We start from the raw sequence: 22482 nt of genomic DNA, 5'->3' as shown, positions 1-22482 counted from the left end.
CTCTAAGAAGCTTTATGGATATAAGTTATCTCAGGAGGTTTTTCTTGTCTCACTTTTGGTCTTATAGCTTTTCTTAACATTATTAATCTTTTTGTTGGCCCGGGAACAGAGCCTTTAACTAATAAATAATCATTTCTTACTAGTCCGTATCTAATGAATCCTCCTTTTGGATTTATTTTTTCAACTTCATCTGAAGTACCTATTTTCATTATCATTTTATTATATTCAGTTCTTCTATGGTAACCTGTCTGTCCTGCTTGTGGAACTCTCCACATAGTTCTTGAAGGCGTCCATGGACCTAATGATCCTATATGTCTGCCTTTACCACTTCTGGCAGTTTTAGCATTTTGAATTTTTATTCCCCATCTTTTAACTGGTCCTTGAAATCCTTTTCCTTTTGTAACAGCTATTGTATCAACGTATTCTCCTTCTGAAAATATTTCACTAATTTTCACATCTTTACCTAGTAGCTCCAATGCATATTCCAATTTTTCTTGTGGATCTTTACCTCCTAATCCACATTCAAATATTTCAGGTTTTTTCTTTGGAACTCCTGTCACTAATCTTGGATTAGTATGCACAAGTACTCTCACTTCTTCAATATAATCTTTATTTTCTTCTATTTTATCCAATGCCTTGTCTTTATCATAGTTTTTAGGTAAATTAATCCTTCTTTCAAGGTCTTCCTTTAAATCATCCGCCAAAACATCAGTCAATGTTTTAAGTCCCCTACTTGTTCTTTCATATGCTCTTATACCCATCACTGTGAGCGGAGGTGTTTCTATTATTGTAACAGGGGTAAAAACTTCCATTCCTTCAGTAGGTGAATTTTTTTTATTGTCTATTGCCATTACATGTGTCATGCCAACTTTATATCCAGCTGCAGCTAACAAACACGTGTCCTTAATTTCAGGCCAGGATTTTATTCTTGGGGTTTCTCTTGATGCTCTCTTTCTTGGGCTAAATGCTAAGGAACCCCTTCTTGGACGATGATGCTTAGCCATATAATTTCCCTCCTCTATTTTTTATGTTGCAACATATTGAATATTGACAATGTCGCTAAAACTGCTTCTTCAGTTCTTACGGTTTCAGTACCTTGGTTTGGTATAGTGTTTATTTTCATATCTATCTCTCTATCTAAAGTTGTTGGTAAACCTTTGTATGGTCCTCCAAATAATATTGCTAAATGATGAGTATTATGTATAATATTTTCTATTTCTTCGAGAACAAAAGTTATTGGAACACCTTTACGTGATGTAGCTATTATTGAATCATATTTTTTCATTTTAATCGCTTTTTCTATAGGTTTATTAATGTATTTTACTTTGTATCCCCAATAGACATTTTCTGGAATGTCTCTTTCAACTAAAATTCTTTTTCCAAGTTTTTTGATACGAAAAGTATAAACTTTATAGATAGGTAACTTTTCTTTACAAAGAGCTAATCGTTTAGCTCCTATATTTACAATAGTTCCTTTTTTCGTGCTTTTAAGTGTCAATCCTTGCCTTAATTCACCGACCTTTGGTTGTCCAGTAGGATGGTGGGGAGTCCTGAGTGGTGGGAGTACACCTACATATCTTAAATTATTAGTTAATGGAAAAGTATCTTTACGTAAATATTGTGGTGTATCCATATATGTTAAAATATCTTTAATGAACTTTCCTTCCTTACTATTTCCAAATTCATCATGATATATGATTATTTCATTGACTCTGAATATTGCTGCTGTTCTTCCAATTATTCCAACCTTATACGTTTTTATTTTTTTATCCTTAGATTCAATTGTTAGGGAATCCGGAATAAAAATCGATAGAATAGAGACCATTCAAAAGATTTTGTTGAAACTAATTTATAAAGTTTATGGTTTCAAAAAATTAAACTAAAAATAAGGGTTCAATAAAAAAATTTGCTGAAAAAATTATTTTATGGATGGTTGTTCCATCACCTCCAATATAGCCTCAGCCAGAGTTTCCAAGTTAACCAGATATTCCTCAAACCATCTTTTCCTAACCTTTGATACAAAGAAAGAGATTGCACTTGAAGCAAGTCCAAGTATTGCTGCATCAAAAGCAACTAAGAAGTGATTTGCTAGCTGAGTTATGTCTCCGGCTCCCAAAGCAACTAATCCAGGACCTATTGGAATTAAAGTTCCGAGGAGTCCTACCTGTGGACCAAGCCTTGTTATTGAATCTGTTATTTCAACAGATTTCATGGCTTTCAGTTCTTCTCCTTCAACATATCTCCTTGCAAGTGCTTCTCTTGTCCTTGAATCTAAGTCCTCTGTGTTTGCAATATCTGTTAATATTTCTTTTTGCCTCTCTGGGAGCTTTGAATTATTTATTATCTCTATTATCTCCTTTGGATCCCCTGGATTTGAGATGTTGTATATGGCTTCCTTTATTTCATCTACATCAACTCTAACCCTTCCAACATATTCAGCAATCAATCCTCCAAGTGCAACTACACTATAAGCAACAAATGCCAGCAATGTTACTATTGCTGGGATTAGGAGGCTTTGTGAAACTACATGCATAATTCCTTGGAGTGCTTCTGATCCTGGGACTGCTGGCAATTTATCACCCCCTTCTTTTTAAAATGAAAAATAAAAGACTATTGCTCAGGCCTTCTCAATAGATATCCTGCTGCTATTAATGCAATCAATATTATAACTCCGATTATTCCTGCAAATGGCACTGATGATGGACTTCCAATTCCTTTAGACACTGGTGTAATCTCATATGCTTTTCCTGCTGCAGCTCCTGTAATTCCTGCTTTACCTGCTGCTCCAGCAGCTTGAGCTGCTCCTCTTGCACCAATTTCACCACCAACTCTACCTGAAGGACCTGAAATTCCTGGTGAAACTCCTCTTGTCGCTGCAGTTCCAATTCCTACTCTTCCTAATGCAGTTGGAGCTCCTAGTTGTGATGGTGCTCCTGGAATTGAAGGCTGTGGTGTAGTTGGAGCTCCTGGGATTGATAACTTAACTCCAGTAGCTTCTGCAAATGCAGCTGCAAATTTTTGTAATGATGGAAGTGGCATATTTGATATTCTAACTATGAAGTTGTTTAGGTCGATATAGCCACATGTGTGATGGCAGCATGTAACTCCATACTTATTGACACTTTCAATGTATTCTCTTGCTAGGAAAGTTAAAGTTTCTCTATCTGCTTTCCAGAATCCTTTGTATGCTGCCACTAATGCTGTAGCTATTAATGATTGTCTTGCCCAGGGGTTATGGGTGTTGAAGAATTGTTTAAGGCCTAGGTTGTAGATGTCTTTGACGTAAACATTGACAATTTCATTCCATTGTTCGTCGTGGATTGCATGTGGAGTAACTGCATCCCATAACCAAACATATGAAACAAATTTTTCACTAAACTGTCTAGCTCCGGCATATCCTTCTTTCATCATTCCTTTAATCCATTCTGGGTTGAGATATCTCGCCCTAATTTCCCTACCTATAGCATATGAAAGTGGTTCTACACATGGTCTAGCAGGATTACTATATTCAAGTATATAAGCTGCAGGTGCTTTCCATCCATTAACTTTTTCTACAGCTAATGAAAGACCACCTAGATATTGGGCCCAATCATCAACATCTACAATTCCATAGGCATTACTTGTACGAGTGTGGAATACAGCTTCAGTTCCTTTTAATAAATCTTCAAATAGATTTCTATTTGCAATACCCCAGTTAGTGTTTGAGTAAACATGGCACATTCTTGTTAAGTAAAGGGTGGCAAGTTTGTCTCTATCTTTCCAAGTGCTTGCCTGTTCTACAGCTTCAGCTATTCTTGTTCCATAATCACCAACAGGCTCTGTGAAAACTCTTGATATAGCCAAATCCCCATCATATCCTTTCTTGACGAGTTCTATCCAATGTTTTGCAATATAATTCATTTCTATTGGGTCATCTCCTTTTTTAAGAATATTTCTTTCTATTAATGGTTTCATTGCCTTATCTAATTCAGCCTGGAGTTCAGGATATTTCTTAATAATGGTGTTATACGATGCTGCCAATGCTACTCTAGCTCCAATATCTAAAACATTGACAACAGAATAGCTGAAGAGATCTCTAAATAATCCGCTGCTCTGTATTATTACGTCAACTCTGGGTCTTCCTAATTCAGAAAGTGGAATTGCTTCAACACCTTGTACTCTACCTGCAGGATTATAAATTGGTTTTACACCCATCATATAAAGTACAAATGCGATATTTGCTCCCTGATCTCTTTGAGTTTCTACAGCGAATAATATCATTCCAATTTTCTCTGGTACTTTTCCTAATTTTTGGATTGTCATGTTTGCCAGCTTTGAACCTAATTGGTATGCAGCTCTCGTAGGAACTAAAGATGGATCAATACCATAAAAATTGGCACCTGTTGGCAATGAATCTGGATTTCTTAGAGGATCATTTCCAATCCTTGGTGGTACAAATCCGCCATTCAAGCAATTGATAAGATTGTTCATTTCACATATTGGACACTGTTTGAAAAGATCAAGATATTTTAGACCTGCTTTTAAAGTTTTTATTATTTCCTCTTGTAAGGTTTGATTATTAGTTAATTCCCTCGCTAGTTCGTCTACAGATTTTCCTGAAATTAACTTTTTACAAATTTCTATACATTGATTGTTAATTTCATCTTTTATTAGTGCTGTAGCTTTATCATAATTTATGCCTTTAATTTTTCCAATTAAATTTGGCAGCGCTGTATAATTTGTTCCATCAATGGAAAGCATTGCTGATACCATATATGAGAGTTCTTCATCGTTGAAAGGCCTACCAAACGTTGTTAATCCATAGTACATATACATACTTGTCATATCTGATAGATAATCATCTACAGCTTCCACTAGTTCATCGTCAGTGATGTTATCAAGGTTTATGTCAAGTTCTTTATCTATTCCACGTTTTTTAACTTCTTGTTTCAAAATTGAAATTATGTTTGATCTTAAATCTTTATTTTCTGGACTGCTTTGTCTATATTGATTAATTAGGTTTGCTAATTCTGTTAAATTACCGTAAAGGTTTGAATTTCTTAATGCAGGAACTCTATGGTCAACAATTATTGCTGATCCTCTTCTTTTTGCTTGTAAACCTTCACCTATATCATCTACTATATAGATGTAGGGTTGAGGCACATTTCCAACACAAATGTCAGGTGTGTCATCGGGACCTAATGCTGTTTGTCTAAGGACACTCCACTCATATTTAGCATGTTTACCAACATGTATTTCTGCGTCTGCTTTGAAAACATTTTCAAGCCATGCATAAAATGCTAAAAATTGGTGTGGTCTTGGAAGTACTTGACAATGGTATAAAGCAGCTTCGTCCCCTATATAGCCTGCCAATGGTTCAGGACCAATGAATATATTTCCAAATATTACTCCAGGAATTACAATGTATTTTTTGCCATCTTTCTCAATAACCATTCTGTTACCAGGTGGTTCTCCCCATCCACTTAGTCCATCAATCTCCATCTTTTGTAATTCCTTTTTTAACTCATAAAATTTGTTCCAGGTTTCATTGTCTGTGTTGTTAAGCAACTGATTTGCACATTGCACTATTTGATCTAGAAGTGACAAGGCTTTTTGTAGTTTATTTTGATCATCTTTTAGTACATTTTTTATTGCGTTTCCAGTTTCTTCCTTCCATTGTTCTATTCTTCTAAATATTTCTTTTCTCTCATTTACTTCGATAGCTTTTTTAATTATTGCTTCTAAGTACCCTACAGGACCTTCAACCATCCATTTTTGTGCTAGAGGATCAAGTTTTTTAAACCAATTTACATATTCGTTAGCATCCCAAAGTATTGCATACTTAGCTAATTTTTCTAGTTCACCAGGTGCCCAAGTAGCCACATTTATAGCCTTCTTAAGTAAAATATTGACAAGTTCAGTAGCATTGTTTGGAATTTCACTTACATTGTAACCTTCCTGTTTTAATCTTTTCAAAATTTCTATCAATGTTTCTGGAACATTTAGGAGAGATGCACCTATGTTTGCTTTACCTGCCTCATGGTTATAAATGATAAATGCTATCTTTTTTTCAGAATTTGGTTTATATCTTAATTTAATCCAATTGCATGCCCTTTCAACTAATTTATTTATTCTCTCTGGTAAAATTTCTGGTCTTTTAACAATTGCACCTGTTAGTGAATCCCTAACAATTTTGGGAAGAGCAACGATAATTGGCTCTGATACACCTTGTAGTTCAGGCATTGCAAGCCAATAATAAACTGCTGTAAAACTTAAACCTTTTTCTGATATATACCATTCTTCCTTTGTTACATCAGAAGATATTATTGCTAATAATACAGGTACATTAAGTTTTTCAAAAAATCTGGCTGCATCACTTGCGTTTACACCACCAGTAGCTCCTCCAATTGTGAAAGCACATATCGAAATTATTAAATCTACTCTGCTTTTATTTTTTGTGGAATCCCAGAAATATTCTTGTATGCCTTTAAATATTGGTTGATAATATTTTCCAACAACTATTATTGTATTTAAACCCTTTGATTCAAGTTTTTTCGCTATTTCTTCTGCTATGTATATATTTCCATCACTATAAGTTGAATACATCACTACAATTCCAACTGTTGGTTTTGAAGGATCTATAAATTTTTTGTAATCATCAAAACTAGTATACAATGATCCATCTCTGTAAATAAAGTAATCAGGCTTTTTCAATTTTTCAATTGGTAAAAATTTCTTGTATTTATCATTTCTTGTATGTGTCCACACCATGTATAGAAAACCATTGTAGTAATCATCTGGACACGCATTGTTGTATACAAGTCTTAAATATAACCAGAATTGAATTGGATGGTCATTTGGGTACTGCCTTGTTAAATTCAGTATATAATTAAATTGATCTTTGGCAGCGAAAATTCCATCAGAGATGTTTTGTAGTTGACTTAATGTAAAACCTTTAAAAACTGTTTCGCCTCTGATTTTTGTTAGATTCATGCTTTCAGCATACATAATACCTGACCAAACAGTTTTACCACTGAAAATACTAGGATTTTTGTCATAAATTCCTTTTATTGTCCAATAAGTACTTGTCATGCCTATGAAAATAATATCTGCTTTCTCTATCAAATTCTTTGTTTCAGTTTCTGTAATATTTTGGTCTCCAACAAAAATAGGTTTAATTTCGGGATAATCTTTACAAAGTTGATAAGCAGCTTGAATCATTGATTGTTTAGCACCAAACACTACCAAATTTATTTCTTCTGGATCATAGACATGTATGTTTGGGACACCTTTACCATTTAAACAAACTTTTCCTTGTATTTTTGTTCCCTTAAATTCTGCATATACATCTATAGGACCTACTATACTTCTATTGCTTTTATCAGGTTCTAATCTTAACACAATTTTCTCTGCACATATATTATTTACTTGAAAGTCTTTATTTTCAATCCAAAGTATGTGAGGTTTTTGTGTTACATTTTCAAAAATAAAATTACCGTCTTTATCAGTCATAGTCACATTTTCAGCAAAAGCCCCTGAAATCAATAAAAACACTGCAAACAATGCAATCACTAAAAACTTCCTCAACTTTTCACCTCCTTTTTTGTTATTACTTTTATTTTCATTGGTATTGTAAAGTTGTATATAACTTTTTTCAAAATTATTTTAATTTTATTTTTTAAGAAAAAACTATAATAAAAAACATAATAAATGTTTTTTAGATGATACAAAAGGACAAAATTTATCATTGAGGGATAAATTCATGGTAAACGAGTATTTTGATTCTTTAGAAAAAGAAATTAAAAAAGTATATAAAATTGCCGAAACAGCAAGATCAAAAGGACTTGATCCTAGTCCAACGCCTGAAATTCCATTAGCTAAAGATTTAGCAGAAAGAGTAGAAGGTATTGTAGGTCCCAAAGGTATATCAAAAGAAATAAAAAAGCTAGAAGAAAAAGGCATAAGTAGAGAAAACATAGCATTCACTATAGCCAAAAAAATTGTATCAAAAGGTAATAACAAGGAAAAAATGGCTGAACAGGCTTTAAGGACTTCTATGGCAGTACTTACTGAAGGTGTTGTGGCAGCCCCTATTGAAGGAATTGCTAAAGTTAAAATTAAAGATAATTATGATGGTACTAAATATTTATCAGTATATTATGCAGGACCTATTCGTAGTGCTGGTGGGACAGCATCAGCACTTTCTGTACTTATAGCTGATTATATCCGTAAAGAATTAGGTTTAGATGTTTATAAACCAATTGAAGAAGAAATAGAGAGGTATGTGGAAGAAGTTGAATTATATGAATCAGAAGTAACTAATTTTCAATATTCTCCATCTCCAGATGAAGTGAGATTAGTTGCTAGTAATATACCTGTAGAGATAACAGGTGAACCAACAGACAAAATTGAAGTATCATATCGTAACCTTGAGAGAGTCGAAACAAATCATTTACGTGGTGGAGCCTTATTAGTGCTTGTAGAAGGATTAATACAAAAAGCTTCAAAGGTTGTAAAATATGCTGAAAAATTAAATTTAGATAATTGGAAATGGTTAAAAAAATTTTTAAAAGTAGAGGAAGATGAAGAAGAAGTCAATGTAAAACCCAATGATAAATATTTAAAAGATGTAATTGGTGGAAGACCAGTTTTGGCTTATCCTTCAAAAAAAGGTGGTTTTAGATTAAGATATGGAAGGGCAAGGAATACTGGTTTGGCAGCCATGGGATTACACCCTGCTACAATGGAAATATTGGAATTTACAGCAGTAGGAACTCAGATGAAAATTGAAAGACCGGGAAAAGGAAATTGTGTTGTTCCTGTAGATAGTGTTGAAGGACCTATTGTTAAATTAAAGAATGGAGATGTCATAAAAGTTAAAAGTAGAGAAGAAGCCAGGAAAATTAAAAATGAAATAGATGAAATATTGTTTTTAGGTGACATCCTAGTAGCTCCTGGTGAATTTATAAATAACAACCACCCTTTTATGCCTTCTGCATGGTGTGAAGAATGGTGGAAAAAACTTCTTAATAAAGATATAGAACCCAAAAATGCTAAAGAAGCGTTTGAAATATCAAAGAAATATAATGTTCCTCTTCATCCTAAATATACATACTTTTACCATGACGTGAGTGTCAAAGAATTAAATAGATTATACAATTGGTTGAGATCATCTAAATACATAAGTGGTAAAGGCTTACGTCTTAAAATAAGCGATGAAAAGAAAATATTAGAAAAATTGGGAGTTCCTCACCATATAAAAGACTCAAAGGTGATAATAAAGGATGATCATGCTTATGCATTACTAAATACCTTAAGAAAACCATTAGATGAAAGCTTAGATGATCCTTTAAAAGCTTTAAATAAGATTTCCCCAGTAAAAATAATGCCTAAAGCTCCTACATATATTGGAGGAAGAATAGGAAGACCTGAAAAAAGTAAAGAAAGGAGAATGAGACCAGCTCCACATGTATTGTTCCCAATAGGTAAAAGTGGAGGTAACAGAAGAAATATTGTAGAGGCTGCAAAAAAAGTAAATATAACTGTTGAGATTTCACGTAGAAGATGTAAAAAATGTAAGATAAATTCATTTAGGTCTGTATGCCCATATTGTAAGTCAAAAACAGAATTACTCAATCCAAAGAAAAGAAAAATAAATATAAAATCCATGCTTGAAAGGGCATACAAAAACACCAACACTCGTGGATTAGACGAAATTAAAGGCGTAGAAGGAATGATATCAAGTAAGAAACTTCCAGAAGCACTTGAAAAAGGAATATTAAGAGCTAAAAATGGAGTATCAACGTTTAAAGATGGAACAATCCGGCATGATTCAACAAACCTTCCATTAACACATTTCACACCAAAGGAAATAGGAGTTGACATAGAAAAGTTGAAAGAGTTAGGATATAAAAAAGATTGTTATGGTAGAGATCTTGTGAGTGATGATCAGATTTTAGAATTGAAAGTTCAAGACATTATAATTTCTGAAGATTGTGCATCATATCTTATGAAGGTTGCAAATTTTGTAGATGATTTGTTGGAAAAATATTATGGCCTACCAAGATTTTACAATGTAAAGAAAAAGGAGGATCTTGTTGGACATCTTGTAGCTGCTTTAGCACCCCATACGTCTGCTGCAATTGTGGGTAGAATCATTGGATTTACAAAGGCTTCCGCATGTTATGCACATCCATATTTCCATGCTGCAAAAAGAAGAAATTGTTTCCCAGGAGATTCAAAAATACTTGTGCAAATAGATGGTAAAATCTCCAAGATGAGGATTGACGAGTTATATGAGAAATTTTACAATGAAAAGAATGAGAATAAGGCATATGTTAGAGATCGGACAGACCATAATATAAAAGCATATTCTTTTGATAAAAACAAGAAAAAAGTTGTTTTAAGTGATATAAAAGAGGTTTTAAAAGTTCCTACAACAGATCATCTTATTAAAATCATACTTGAGGATAATAGGAGTTTTGAAACAACCATTGATCATCCTGTAATTGTTTATGAAGATGGAAAATTTAAAGAAAAAAGAGCATTTGAAGTTCAAAAAGGAGATTCAATTTTTATACCAAGAGTTAGATTAAATGAAAAGAATTATGATGATCCAAAGTTGGATTCAATGGTAAAAATAATTGGATATTATTTGAGAGAGGGTGAAAATTGTGGAGATAAAGTAACTTTACCTTCTTCTGCAGAAAAATATGTTAAAAAAGTTTTTGGTAACAATTATGATAAAAATAATGGTAAATTAATTTTAGATTCTTCACAACCATTCCTTAAAGATTTGAGAAACAATAAACTTCCTGATTTTGTATTTAACTTGTCAAAAGAGAAAATTCATGAGATGATTAAAATAGCTACAGACGATGATTTAAGAATTAGAGGTAAGAAAGAATTGCTAGAGGAAATAGATTTATTGTTAATATCAAAGCTTGGTATATTTGGTAAATATGAATATAATGGAAATGAAGCAATATTAAAAATTTCAAATACTGAAGAAAAAGATGGAAAGATCTTAAAAGTAAAGAAGATAGAAATCATAAAACCAAAAGAAGACTATGTTTATTCATTAAATGTTGACAATTACCACACAATTTTAATAAATGAAAACATTTTGACACACCAATGCGATGGCGATGAAGACTCTGTCATGTTACTTCTCGATGCATTACTGAACTTTAGCAAATATTACTTACCTGAAAAACGTGGAGGAAGTATGGATGCACCACTGGTATTATCAACTAGAATAGATCCAGAAGAAATAGATGATGAAGCACATAATATAGATACTATGCAGGAACTTCCATTAGAGTTTTACAATGAAACAATGAAATATGCAGATCCTAGTAAAGTTGAAAAATTAATAGACAACGTTAAAAAACATCTTGGTACTTCCAAACAATATAAACAGTTATGGTTTTCACATAATACCTCGAAGATTGACGGTGCTCCAAAAACATGCTTATATAAGAAATTAGGTAAAATGGAAGAAAAAGTTGATTCACAATTATCATTGGCAAAAAAAATAAGAGCTGTTGACCATAAAGACACTGCTGAAAGAGTTTTAGTTTCTCATTTCCTTCCAGATATAGCAGGCAATGTAAGGGCATTTTTAAGACAAAAAGTTAGATGTACAACGTGTAATAAGAAATATAGGCGAATACCTCTTTCTGGTAAATGCGAATGTGGAGGAAATTTAGTTTTAACAGTTTCTAAAGGATCTGTAATAAAGTATCTTGATGTTGCAACTAAATTAAAGGAAGAATATCCTTTAGATCCATATGTTAAGCAAAGAATTAAATTATTAGAATCTACAATAAAATCATTGTTTGAAAACGAAAAACTGAAACAAACATCATTAATGGATTTCATTTAATTTCATGATGATAGCAAAATTATTATCAGAAAAATGTATAAACTGTGGTATTTGTGCTTCAGTTGCATGTCCTATGGGAAATGTGAAGGACAGTATTAAGAATAATAAATGTATTGGTTGTGGTTTATGCATCATTGCATGTCCAAGGGAAGCATTAATTTTGGAAAAATATAAACATGAAAAAAAGACTGTTTTTGTTGATGGAGAGAAAGTCATTGCTTCTGGCACTATAAAAGATGCTTTAAAATCTTGTTCAAAATTCACGAAGTTTCCAGAAGAGGATAAAGTATTTGTTCCATGTAATTCTGCCGCATGTTATGCATGTATCGTTGAAGTAAATAAAAAACCAGTTTTAGCTTGTTGTACACCACTAAAAAATGGGATGAAAATAAAAACAAAAGTAAATGAAAGAGATATAAGAGTTGTAAGTGGTTTTGGCCCCCATAGTGTAGGCGGTGTTGGTACACCTTATTGGCTCAAATCATACAATAGACCTATAGAGGTTGTAGTGTTTACGCATGGATGTAATTTGAGATGTCCTCAATGTCAAAATCATGTAATAGCATTCACAGCTGGTGGATATTTATTAAAAGCTCAAAAAACTGCTGAAATATTGCTAAATTTAAAAAACAAGTATAAAGTAAATAGAATAGCAATATCTGGTGGAGAATGTACATTAAATAAAAAATGGCTTATTGAACTTATAAAATCAATTAGAGAAAAAGATGAGAATGTTCATATACATGTGGATACCAATGGAACTATCCTAACTAAAAAGTATATAGATGAATTGATAGAAGTTGGAATGACTGATATTGGAATAGATATCAAGGCAAAAAAAGTTTCCACCTTTATGAACATAACTGGTTTAGCCGATGAAAATATTGCAAAAAAGTATCTTAACACTTCATGGAAAGCTGTTGAATATATAATAGATAATTATTTGGATGAAGTATTTTTAGGGATTGGAATTCCTTACAATAAGGAACTTATCTCAAAACAAGAAGTTAAAAAAATTGGAGACGAAATCTACAAAATGAATGACGAAGTTCAAATTTGTGTACTTGATTATAGACCAGAGTTCAGGAGGAAAAATATAAAAAGACCTAGTTTTTATGAAATGTTGGAAGTAAAGGAAATTTTAAATAACATTGGGTTAAAAACTGTGATTGTACAGACAGAACTTGGCCATTTTGGACCTTAATTTTTATTATTAGGAGGCATTTAATGCGAGTAGTATTGGCGGGAACCGGAAGCGCTGTAGGGAAAACAACCATATCTACAGGTATAATGAGGGCTCTATCAAAAGAAATGAAAGTTCAACCCTTCAAAGTTGGCCCTGATTATATAGATCCAACTTATCACTATCTTGCCACGGGAGTACCTTCCAGAAATTTGGACTCATTTTTTATGTCAGATGATCAAATTAGGGAAGCATTTTGTAGAGGTTTAGAAATATCAAATGCAAAAGCCGGTATAATTGAGGGAGTGAGAGGTCTTTATGAAGGTATAAGTCCAATTAGTGACGTTGGATCAACATCTTCAATAGCATTGGCACTTAATTCTCCTGTTGTGTTAATAATGAATACAAGAAGTTTGGTGAAAAGTGCTGCAGCTATAATTCTTGGTTTTGAAAAATTAGATCCAAGAGTAAAAATAGAGGGTGTAATATTAAATTTTATTAAAAATCGTAGACATTATTTAAAAACAAAAAAAGCTATAGAGTCACTTACAGACGTGAAAGTTCTTGGAGGTATTCCAAGAAAAAAAGAATTAACAGTGAAGCAGAGACATTTGGGCTTAATACCTGCGGTGGAGAATAAAAAAATCATTGAATACATCGATAGATGGGCTAAGGTTGTTGAAGAAAACATTGATATTGACATGCTAAAGGAAATAATGAAAGATGCTGGTAAGATACCATCTTCAAGAGAATCTCTATGGGTTAAGGAAAATAAGAAAAGAGTGAAGATAGGTCTTGCATATGATAAGGCATTTACTTTCTATTATCAAGAAAATATTGAGGCTTTAGAGGATAACAATGCTAAAATAATAAAGTTTAGTCCTTGCGAAGATGAGATGATTCCTGATGTGGATGGCATATATATAGGGGGAGGATATCCAGAGATATTTAGTAAAGAATTAGAAAGAAATATATCAATGCGTAAATCAATTAAAAAATTTCATATGGATGGTAGACCCATATATGCTGAATGTGGAGGCCTTATGTACCTTATGAAGGCATTAGATAGTGCTAAAATGTGTGGAATTTATCCACATATAGCAAAAATGACTAAAAACGTTCAGGGATTAAGTTATGTTATAGCAAAAGTTGAGAATAACAACATTATTAGTTCGAAAGGAGAAATTATAAAAGGACATGAATTTCATTATTCTAAAATAAAGATAACTGGCAATCCAAAATTTGCATTTAGAATCATGAGAGGTAGAGGAATTGTTAATTCGAAAGATGGATTAATATCAAATAACACTCTTGCAAATTATATGCATATACATGTTGCATCTTATCCAAAATTTGCTGCTAACTTTACTCGTGCAGCATTAGAATGTGGCTAAGTGGTGGAAATCATGAAAAAAATACTAGTTACAGACCCCATTAATGAAAAAGGAATTAAAGAGTTAGAAAAAATTGCAGACGTAACTGTAAAAACAGATATGAGCCAAGAAGAATTAATTGATGAGATTGGTAAATATAATGCCTTAGTTGTAAGAAGTGGAACAAAAGTCACAAGGGAGGTTATAGAAGCTGGAAAAAATTTAGAGATCATAGCAAGAGCAGGTGTTGGAGTTGACAACATAGATGTAGGTGCTGCAACAGAAAAAGGAATAATGGTTGTGAATGCACCAGAATCAACATCTATAACAGTTGCTGAACATACGATGGGTTTAATGTTAACTTTAGCAAGAAAAATCGTCCTTGCTGATAAATCTGTTAGGAGGGGTGAATGGAACAGAAGTAAATTTATGGGGATAGAACTTAAGGATAAAGTCCTTGGGATCATAGGGTTAGGTAGGATAGGATCTCAAGTATCATTGAGAGCAAGAGCATTTGGAATGAAGATACTTGCATATGATCCTTATATTGATGAAGAAAGTGCAGAAAGTGTAGGAGCAACACTAGTTGAATTAGATGAATTGTTAAAAAAATCAGACATTGTAACTATACATGTTCCTCTAACAAAGGAAACTAAACACCTTATATCCAGAAGAGAATTAAAGATGATGAAAAATTCTGCATATATTATAAATTGTGCTAGAGGAGGAATAATTGACGAAGAAGCATTAATTGAAGCATTAGAAAACAATGAAATTGCTGGTGCAGCTTTAGATGTGTTTGAAGAAGAACCACCTTCAGATAGTCCATTACTTGAATTTGACAATGTTGTTTTGACACCACATATAGGTGCATCTACAGTCGAGGCACAAAGAGATGCAGCCATAATAGTTGCAAATGAAATAAAAAGAATATTTGATGGTAAGCCACCACAAAATGTTATTAATATGCCTTCTCTAGACAGAGAATCTTTTAAACTTTTGAAACCTTATATAGAATTGTGTGAAAAAATGGGTTTGATGATTACACAACTTGCACCAGACAAAATAAAAAGTCTAAATGTTGTTTATGCTGGTGAGATTTCAGAATTCAAAAGTCTTGATGTTTTAACAAGGACTTTATTGCAGAATATTTTAAATCCCATCTTAACAGAACCTGTAAATATTGTCAATGCACATACAATTGCGGAAAAGAGAGGTATAGTTGTAACGGAGAGTAGAAGACCAAAAGCAGATAATTATAAGTCTGTAATACAGATAGATGTAGAAACAAAAAGTGAAAAGTTTAGTATTGAAGGAACTTACACCAATAAGCCAAAAATTATCAATATAAACGGTTATAAAGTAGATGTTGAACCTAAAGGGAACATGATGATTGTTAAGTATCGCGATTTGCCAGGAACTATTGGTGCAATTGGAACAAAGCTTGGAGAACATGATATAAATATTGCAATAATGCAAGTAGGAAGAGAAAAACCTGGTGGAGAAGCTGTAATGGTACTCAAAGTAGATCAAAAGGTACCTGAAGATGTTTTAGAAGAAGTTAAATCGTTGAAAAACGTTGAGGATGCAGTTTTCATGATTTTAAATAATTAATTTTTGGTGATTTAGTGAGCAAAGATATATTTCATCCTCTTATTTTTATTTTTGCTTTACTTTTCTATCTTTTTCTAGCAACATTGGGATGTTTTATGGGTATTAAGGGTCTTAAATTGCCATCTGTATATGTATATATTTATTTTTTATTTGCAATGGCTTTTTATCTCTTAGGTTTTTATCCTGTAAAATTTGTGAGAGATGGTTGTAAATGTAAGTTACAAATAAACAAAAATCTTTTAAAATATTTTATTTATACAGCATTTGTGTTACAGATTTTTAATTTTTATTATTTAGGAGGAATACCTCTTTTTAGTGGTCACTTAAAAGCTAAGGCTGTCAATCTTTTTTGGTTTTTCTCATATTTGCTGTTTTTACCAAGCATAAATATTTTGTTTGCCAAATTTTACAATAAAAAATACTTTATATTTTTAATTCTGGGTGTGGTTCTATTTTCATTGACAGGTTATAGAACCCCTGTAGTTGTTATAATTTTGAGTGTCTTAATGACACTATACTATACAAAGAAAATACCAGTAGAATATTCGTTGGTAGGCATACTAATTATATTCTTCATAATTTCAATTTTAGGATACATAGTTGTCAAATTTATAGAATGGCAACATTGGACTTTAAATCCAATACAATTATTGTTGTATAGGGCAGGTTACACACTTTTAGTTGTGGAAAAGGCAACAAAACTTCAGGGGATAACTCATGGCTTACTGTTTTATTACACATTGGTAGGATTTTTCATGTCAGTTGATCCAAGAGCAATTGTAGGTTTAAAAGTTCTTGGATATCATCATTCCACTACATCCACAATAATTGGCCCTCCACTTTTAGATTTTGGTATTGGAGGAATGTTGATTCAAATGTTCCTTTTAGGTTTCATACTTAAATTTTTACATAATTTACAATTGAAGGAAAAAGGATTGATCACCGCATTTTATTCAATAATGATGTCGCATGCACTTACATGGATTGAAACTGGACCTACAGATTTAGTTGTTTGGATATTGTATTTCTTTGGAATTGTTTTTGCACTTAAATGTTTAAAAAGGTGTAAAAAATGAAAATTTGTATTATAGCAGAGTTAGCACCAGCAAAAACCTTTATTCCAATAATCAAAAGACTAGAAGAGCATGAGATAATTGGATTAATGCATGGAAAAGAAGTTAAAAATATATTGGAACCATATTGTTCTTCATTATATTATATTGGAAAAGGTAGAAAAATAACTTATAAAAAAAATAAGTTAAAATCTTGTTATTTAATATTTAAGGACATAATTAGAACTACCAAAGTTTTAAGAAAAATTAAACCTGATTTATTGCTAACATGTGGAAATGCTGGGGATGTAAGGAAAGGAATTATCTCAGCTAACATACTCCATATTCCTGTATTACATATTGAGCAGGATATTTACAACCCAATTGAAATGATAGCATTTGCAGATATTATTACAGCTCCATCAAAAGATTATAAAGAATATTTAGAGAGAGAATATTTATTAAAAAATGTAAGAAACATTAGTGGGTATCCACACGCTCTATATGTTCTTGAATCTGAAATAAAAACATGTGAAGAAGATGATTTTATCTTGTTGGTACTTGGAGGAGACATTAAATATCATGATGTTCCAAAGTTGATAAAAACAATTGAATCCCTAGATGAAAAAGTTTTAATTGTTCCTTTTAGATTTAAAACTAGTTATATAAAAAGTCTTATTACTTCTTCAAAGGTTAAAGTTTTAGAAGGTTTTGTAGATCTTCTAAGTTATATTAAAAATGCTAACGCTGTTATTTATTGTGCTGGTATGGGTGTAACTATTGAAGTCGCTGTTTTAGAGATTCCATCAATAAAGGTCGCTGGATTTCACTATAAACATGCAAGTGTTGATTTAGCTAAAGAAGTCGGCATACCTATTGTTAAAATTCAAGATATACCTAAATATCTACCAAATCTTAAAAAACCCAAAGCTAAAAGTTTGATTGAAGGTTCTAAAAAATCTGTGAATAATGTTGTAAAAATAATAGAAAATTTCTCATTTGAAAAAAAAGAAAAAAGTGGTTTTAAAAGTTTAAAAAAAATATGGGATGCAAGATCTAAATTCATGTGACTATCGCTCAGGCCTTCTTAACAGGTATCCTCCTGCTATTAATGCAATCAATATTATAACACCAACTATTCCTGCAAATGGCACTGATGATGGACTTCCAATTCCTTTAGACACTGGTGTAATCTCATATGCTTTACCTGCTGCAGCACCTGTAATTCCTGCTTTACCTGCTGCTCCAGAAGCTTGAGCTGCTCCTTTTGCACCAATTTCACCACCAACTCTACCTGAAGGACCTGAAATTCCTGGTGAAACTCCCCTTGTTGCTGCAGTTCCAATTCCTACTCTTCCTAATGCACTTGGAGCTCCTAGTTGTGATGGTGCTCCTGGAATTGAAGGTTGTGGTGTAGTTGTTGGAATTCCAGGGACTGTTATTGATATTCCAGGGATTGATAACTTAACTCCAGTAGCTTCTGCAAATGCAGCTGCAAATTTTTGTAATGATGGAAGTGGCATATTTGATATTCTAACTATGAAGTTGTTTAGGTCGATGTAGCCACATGTGTGATGGCAGCAAGTTACACCGTAACGTATCACGCTGTTAATGTACTCATTGGCTAACGTTGTTATCACTTTTTGTGAAGGATTCCAATAACCTTTCATGAAAGCATCTATCATCCTAGCAACGATAGATTGTTTAGCATAGGGGTTATTACTACTAAAGAATTTATTTAACCCTAAATCATATTTATCTAGTATATATGTCTCATATATTTGGTTCCAAGTGTTTTCTGAAATCAAACTTGGCACTTCAACGTTCCAATTCCAGATTCTTTCCACAAACTCTTCTATGTTCCTAGCACCAGCATAACCATTTTTCATCATTCCTGTGATCCATTTAGGATTGAAATACCGACTTCTGAGTTCTCTGTTAACCGTACGGGTTAATGGTTCTATAGTGGGGTTACTAAAGTCACGAAGATTATTTATGTATAAATCAGGTGTTACTCCGGAAATACTCCGAACTGCAAGAGCAAGACCTCCTAAATAACCATCTACTCCCTGATCAAGGATACCCACTACATGGGAAGAAGTACTAAATACCCCTATATTGATTTCTTCGAGATTTTTCCGAAAGACATCTTTTGCTTGTAAACTCCAGAAATTCTTCCCATAAATATAACTAGTGGAACTTATGTAAACATTTGCGATGTCATTTTCATTTCGCCAATGAGCATCCATACCTACTACATCATTAAGACCTGTTCCAAATCTACCTACTTCGTGGGAAAATATTCTAGCCGTAGACAACTCAAAAGCTTCTGTTGAATTATATCCTTTTTCTATTAACCATTGATAAATTTTGTTACTATGTTCTTTGACATAATTTGGATATTCACTATCATTGGCATTGGCTGCGAGTTTAACAGCCTTTTCTAAAAGCTCAAATTTATAACCGAACATATCTCTATAAGATCCACTGGTGATTATCACTACGTCAATTCTTGGTCTACCTAATTTATTAGAGGGAATTAATTCAACATCGGTCCATCGGTTGTATTTATCCCACACTGGTTTGACACCTAACAAGTAGAGAATTTCAGCTTCCATCACACCATGATGTCTACACGTTTCTGATTTCCACAGTATAAATGCTATTTTTTTGGGATAATTGCCATGTTTTTTTCTATATTCTGTTATTAACTCATCTACCAATTTCATTGCAATGTTCCATGCCTCTTTGGTAGGTATCAATCGCCCATCAAAGCTGTATAAATTTTTACCAGTTGGTAAAAGCTCTGGATGACCAACCAGATCACCATATAAACCTGGTTCTATGTACTGTCCATCCAAGGCAGCCAGTATTTTTGAAATTTCCATTTGGGCACTTTTGTTTATCATCTCTTTATAATTGAGGGCAAGATTCAAATCTACGGTCACATTAGCCGATATTTGTCCCAAAACCTTTTTTTGTGCTTCTTCAGGATTAAGGCCATTTAAGAGTACTTCCACTAATAACTTGGTTGTTAAACCTTCCTGTGTGTTTACAGCAGACACATCTTTCCGTAAAGAATCTCCAAACATTGCTTCTATCATTGCTACTAAACTTTCATTAGTAGGTCCTTGACCTAATATATGTAAGCCATAGGGGATGTAGCTAGCTTTAATTTCATTAAGGTACGCACTCAAATCTTCTAAGAAATTTTCAAAAGCTGTAGTATCATTAAGTGTTGAAAGATCAACGTTCATATCCTTATCAAGACCCAACCTTTTACATTCACTGATGATTTCTTTTTTGTATTCATTTTTCAGGAGGCCTTCTTCTGTCACTTGTTTGTATAATGTGATTTTCTGTTGTAGTGTAGTTAAGTTTGCATAGAGACCCGAAGGGACCATTGTGGGAGGTAAATGACTGACAATAACAAAACCACCTCTTCTTTTATGTGTCTCTGGATTGTAATGAAGAGGCCATGGTCGTAGATTTATCATGTCACTCAGTAGTATTCCATTCCAGTCGTTTTTACCGAGACCAACTTGTTTTCCTGCAATTCCTGCAAATGGAGACCACATTTGTATAAGAGCATGTGCACCAAATATTTTCTTCATGGCTAAATAAAATGCTACGTACTGATGATGTGGTGGTATCTCACCTTGGTATCCAGGAAATGTGCTGTTTACACTTACTCCATATAATTGCCATGCAAATGCAGGTCTAATAGGATGCGGTGCAATAATTATATTTCCTAATCGGATTGCTGGTATTACGATGTATTTTCTACCCTTACTATCTTTCCAAACCATTAAATTTCCAGGAGGTTTTCCCCAATATTTTATTATTTCTTCTTGTCTTTTCAAGGGAAGTTCTCGGAACCATGATAAATATGTTTCTTCTGGTACTAATATGGTATTTCCTGTCTTCACTAATGTATCTAGTTCATTTGGAGCCCATGGACCAATGTTCCTACATTTAACCATTAAATCGGTTAAGTTTTTTAAGTCCGGTATTGATCCACCTAAGTTATATCCTCGTGATTGCATTTCTTGTAATAAATTAATCATGCTTGCAGGTACGTCCAAATAAAATTCCATTTCTGTCCCTATGTTGGCCTTTCCACCACCGTCGTTGTAGTAAACTATAACTATTTTTTTTTCAGAGTTATTCATTTTACGTAGCTTAGCCCAAGCAATGGCTCTATCTGTAATGTAATCAATTTGATATGGAATAGGTTCATAATGATAAGCACCTGTAGTTTTATCATCTATTACCTGTCCATAAATAACTGTTGGTTCAATAAGACCATATATTTCGGATAAGGCTATATAAGGTACTTGATGAGGAAATACTCCTTCTTTACTATTTTCCCATTGTTCTGGAGACTCATAGTAAAGTCCTACACCATATAACACAGGAACATTTAAAAATTTGAAATTTTCTGCTTCTTTTTGAACATTATATGCCAAAGAAATTATCACGTCTACTAAAGATTTGTTGTCTCTAGCTAAAAATTTGTGAACATCCCATTGACTATACCCAAATACTGCTATTACATTACAACCTTTTTTTTCTAGGATTTTGATCATATAGTCTATAACTTTGGTATTATTACTAAGTATATGAGTTCGGTAAAAAAGAATTCCCACCGTGATTTTAGTTGTATCATATGTATAATTAGGGTCTTGATTTTTATACCATTCTAAGTATTCTGTTAAATTGGTAAATAGTTTTGGTGCATCTGGATGGTATATACCTATTGTGGGAAAGATTTCTGGTGGTTCAACTGTGGCATTTAAATTGCAAAACTTGACTCCAAGATATATAATCAGGTTTCGCAGGTTCTTGGGAGTAGGATTTTCCAAGTATTTAAAAATATCAGGATATTTGGTTGGATCAATATTGCCCGGACCTAAAGCAGTTGGATAAACAACTATCACTTTGGTGCGTTGTTTTGCCTCCTCAATTTTAGATTGTAAATCAGGTGCTCCTTTAGTATATCCAACCGCAAAAACTACGTCATAATCACTGAGGTTGATATTTGATGGTATTTTTTGTTCATTTGGTATGCTTGGGTCTTTGAGGTCACTTCCTGCATATACGCTTACATTTAGTATTTTGCTTTCGGTTAATTTTTTTGCTTCTGACGTTAGTATTTGATGATAATAAGATGAGAGACAGTTAGCGTTTAGGATTACAATTTTCGGTGTTTGATTATTTGAAGTATTTGCTGAGGAATCTGCAGCTGAAATTGTATTACAAAGTAGAAATATACAGATTATTAACATAAAAATATTAATTCTCCACTTTTTCATCTAAACCCCCTTTTTATATTTCTATATACTATTATTACTATAAGATTTCTAAATAATACTTACCTAATAAAATTACATC

11 protein-coding genes are annotated in these 22482 nt (G+C 32.8%); 6 read left to right on the top strand and 5 right to left on the bottom strand.

All coding sequences use genetic code 11. The annotated features are described in order from the left end of the window. Positions 1-2: 2 nt before the first annotated feature. The 4 genes from rpl3p to ACZ5LY_RS02875 form a co-directional block, all read right to left on the bottom strand. Positions 3-1004 carry a 50S ribosomal protein L3 gene (gene rpl3p / locus ACZ5LY_RS02890; protein WP_013413928.1) on the bottom strand — a complete coding sequence of 334 codons (1002 nt, stop codon included), beginning with the start codon at positions 1002-1004 and terminating at the stop codon, positions 3-5. 14 nt (positions 1005-1018) lie between these two features. Beyond that, on the bottom strand, positions 1019-1825 hold the full coding sequence (locus ACZ5LY_RS02885) for a putative RNA uridine N3 methyltransferase (RefSeq protein ID WP_464577887.1): 807 nt from the start codon (positions 1823-1825) through the stop codon (positions 1019-1021). 93 nt (positions 1826-1918) lie between these two features. Continuing rightward, positions 1919-2572: a MotA/TolQ/ExbB proton channel family protein gene (locus ACZ5LY_RS02880; protein WP_013413926.1), complete on the bottom strand. Its 654-nt coding sequence runs from the start codon at positions 2570-2572 to the stop codon at positions 1919-1921. 38 nt (positions 2573-2610) lie between these two features. Beyond that, on the bottom strand, positions 2611-7566 hold the full coding sequence (locus ACZ5LY_RS02875; protein WP_464577885.1) for a cobaltochelatase subunit CobN: 4956 nt from the start codon (positions 7564-7566) through the stop codon (positions 2611-2613). A gap of 175 nt (positions 7567-7741) precedes the next feature. On the opposite strand from ACZ5LY_RS02875, the gene polC reads away from it, so the two are divergent. From polC to ACZ5LY_RS02845, 6 genes are read left to right on the top strand one after another with little or no spacing between them, the layout of a single operon-like run. After that, the gene (gene polC, locus ACZ5LY_RS02870) at positions 7742-11866 is read left to right on the top strand and encodes a DNA polymerase II large subunit (RefSeq protein WP_013413924.1); all 4125 of its coding nucleotides are present in this window, start codon (positions 7742-7744) and stop codon (positions 11864-11866) included. A 7-nt stretch (positions 11867-11873) separates the two neighbouring features. Next, positions 11874-13070, top strand: coding sequence for a radical SAM protein (locus ACZ5LY_RS02865; protein WP_464577883.1), 1197 nt, complete (start codon positions 11874-11876; stop codon positions 13068-13070). A gap of 23 nt (positions 13071-13093) precedes the next feature. Continuing rightward, positions 13094-14443 carry a Ni-sirohydrochlorin a,c-diamide synthase gene (gene cfbB, locus ACZ5LY_RS02860; protein ID WP_013413922.1) on the top strand — a complete coding sequence of 450 codons (1350 nt, stop codon included), beginning with the start codon at positions 13094-13096 and terminating at the stop codon, positions 14441-14443. Positions 14444-14455: 12 nt separating this feature from the next. Then, complete coding sequence (gene serA, locus ACZ5LY_RS02855) at positions 14456-16036, top strand: phosphoglycerate dehydrogenase (RefSeq protein WP_013413921.1); 1581 nt, start codon at positions 14456-14458, stop codon at positions 16034-16036. Positions 16037-16050: 14 nt separating this feature from the next. Beyond that, positions 16051-17112: an oligosaccharide repeat unit polymerase gene (locus tag ACZ5LY_RS02850; RefSeq protein WP_464577881.1), complete on the top strand. Its 1062-nt coding sequence runs from the start codon at positions 16051-16053 to the stop codon at positions 17110-17112. After that, a complete protein-coding gene (locus ACZ5LY_RS02845) occupies positions 17109-18158 on the top strand; it encodes a hypothetical protein (protein ID WP_464577880.1) in 1050 nt (349 codons plus the stop codon). Before ACZ5LY_RS02850 ends, ACZ5LY_RS02845 begins: the two co-directional genes overlap by 4 nt. Here the strand turns inward: ACZ5LY_RS02845 and ACZ5LY_RS02840 are convergent, their stop codons facing one another. Next, a complete protein-coding gene (locus ACZ5LY_RS02840) occupies positions 18159-22403 on the bottom strand; it encodes a cobaltochelatase subunit CobN (protein ID WP_464577879.1) in 4245 nt (1414 codons plus the stop codon). Positions 22404-22482 lie beyond the last annotated feature (79 nt).

The organism is Methanothermus sociabilis, assembly GCF_055392295.1.
The sequence above is the reverse complement of the archived record's forward strand: the minus strand, read 5'-3'. Positions and strand labels throughout refer to the sequence as shown.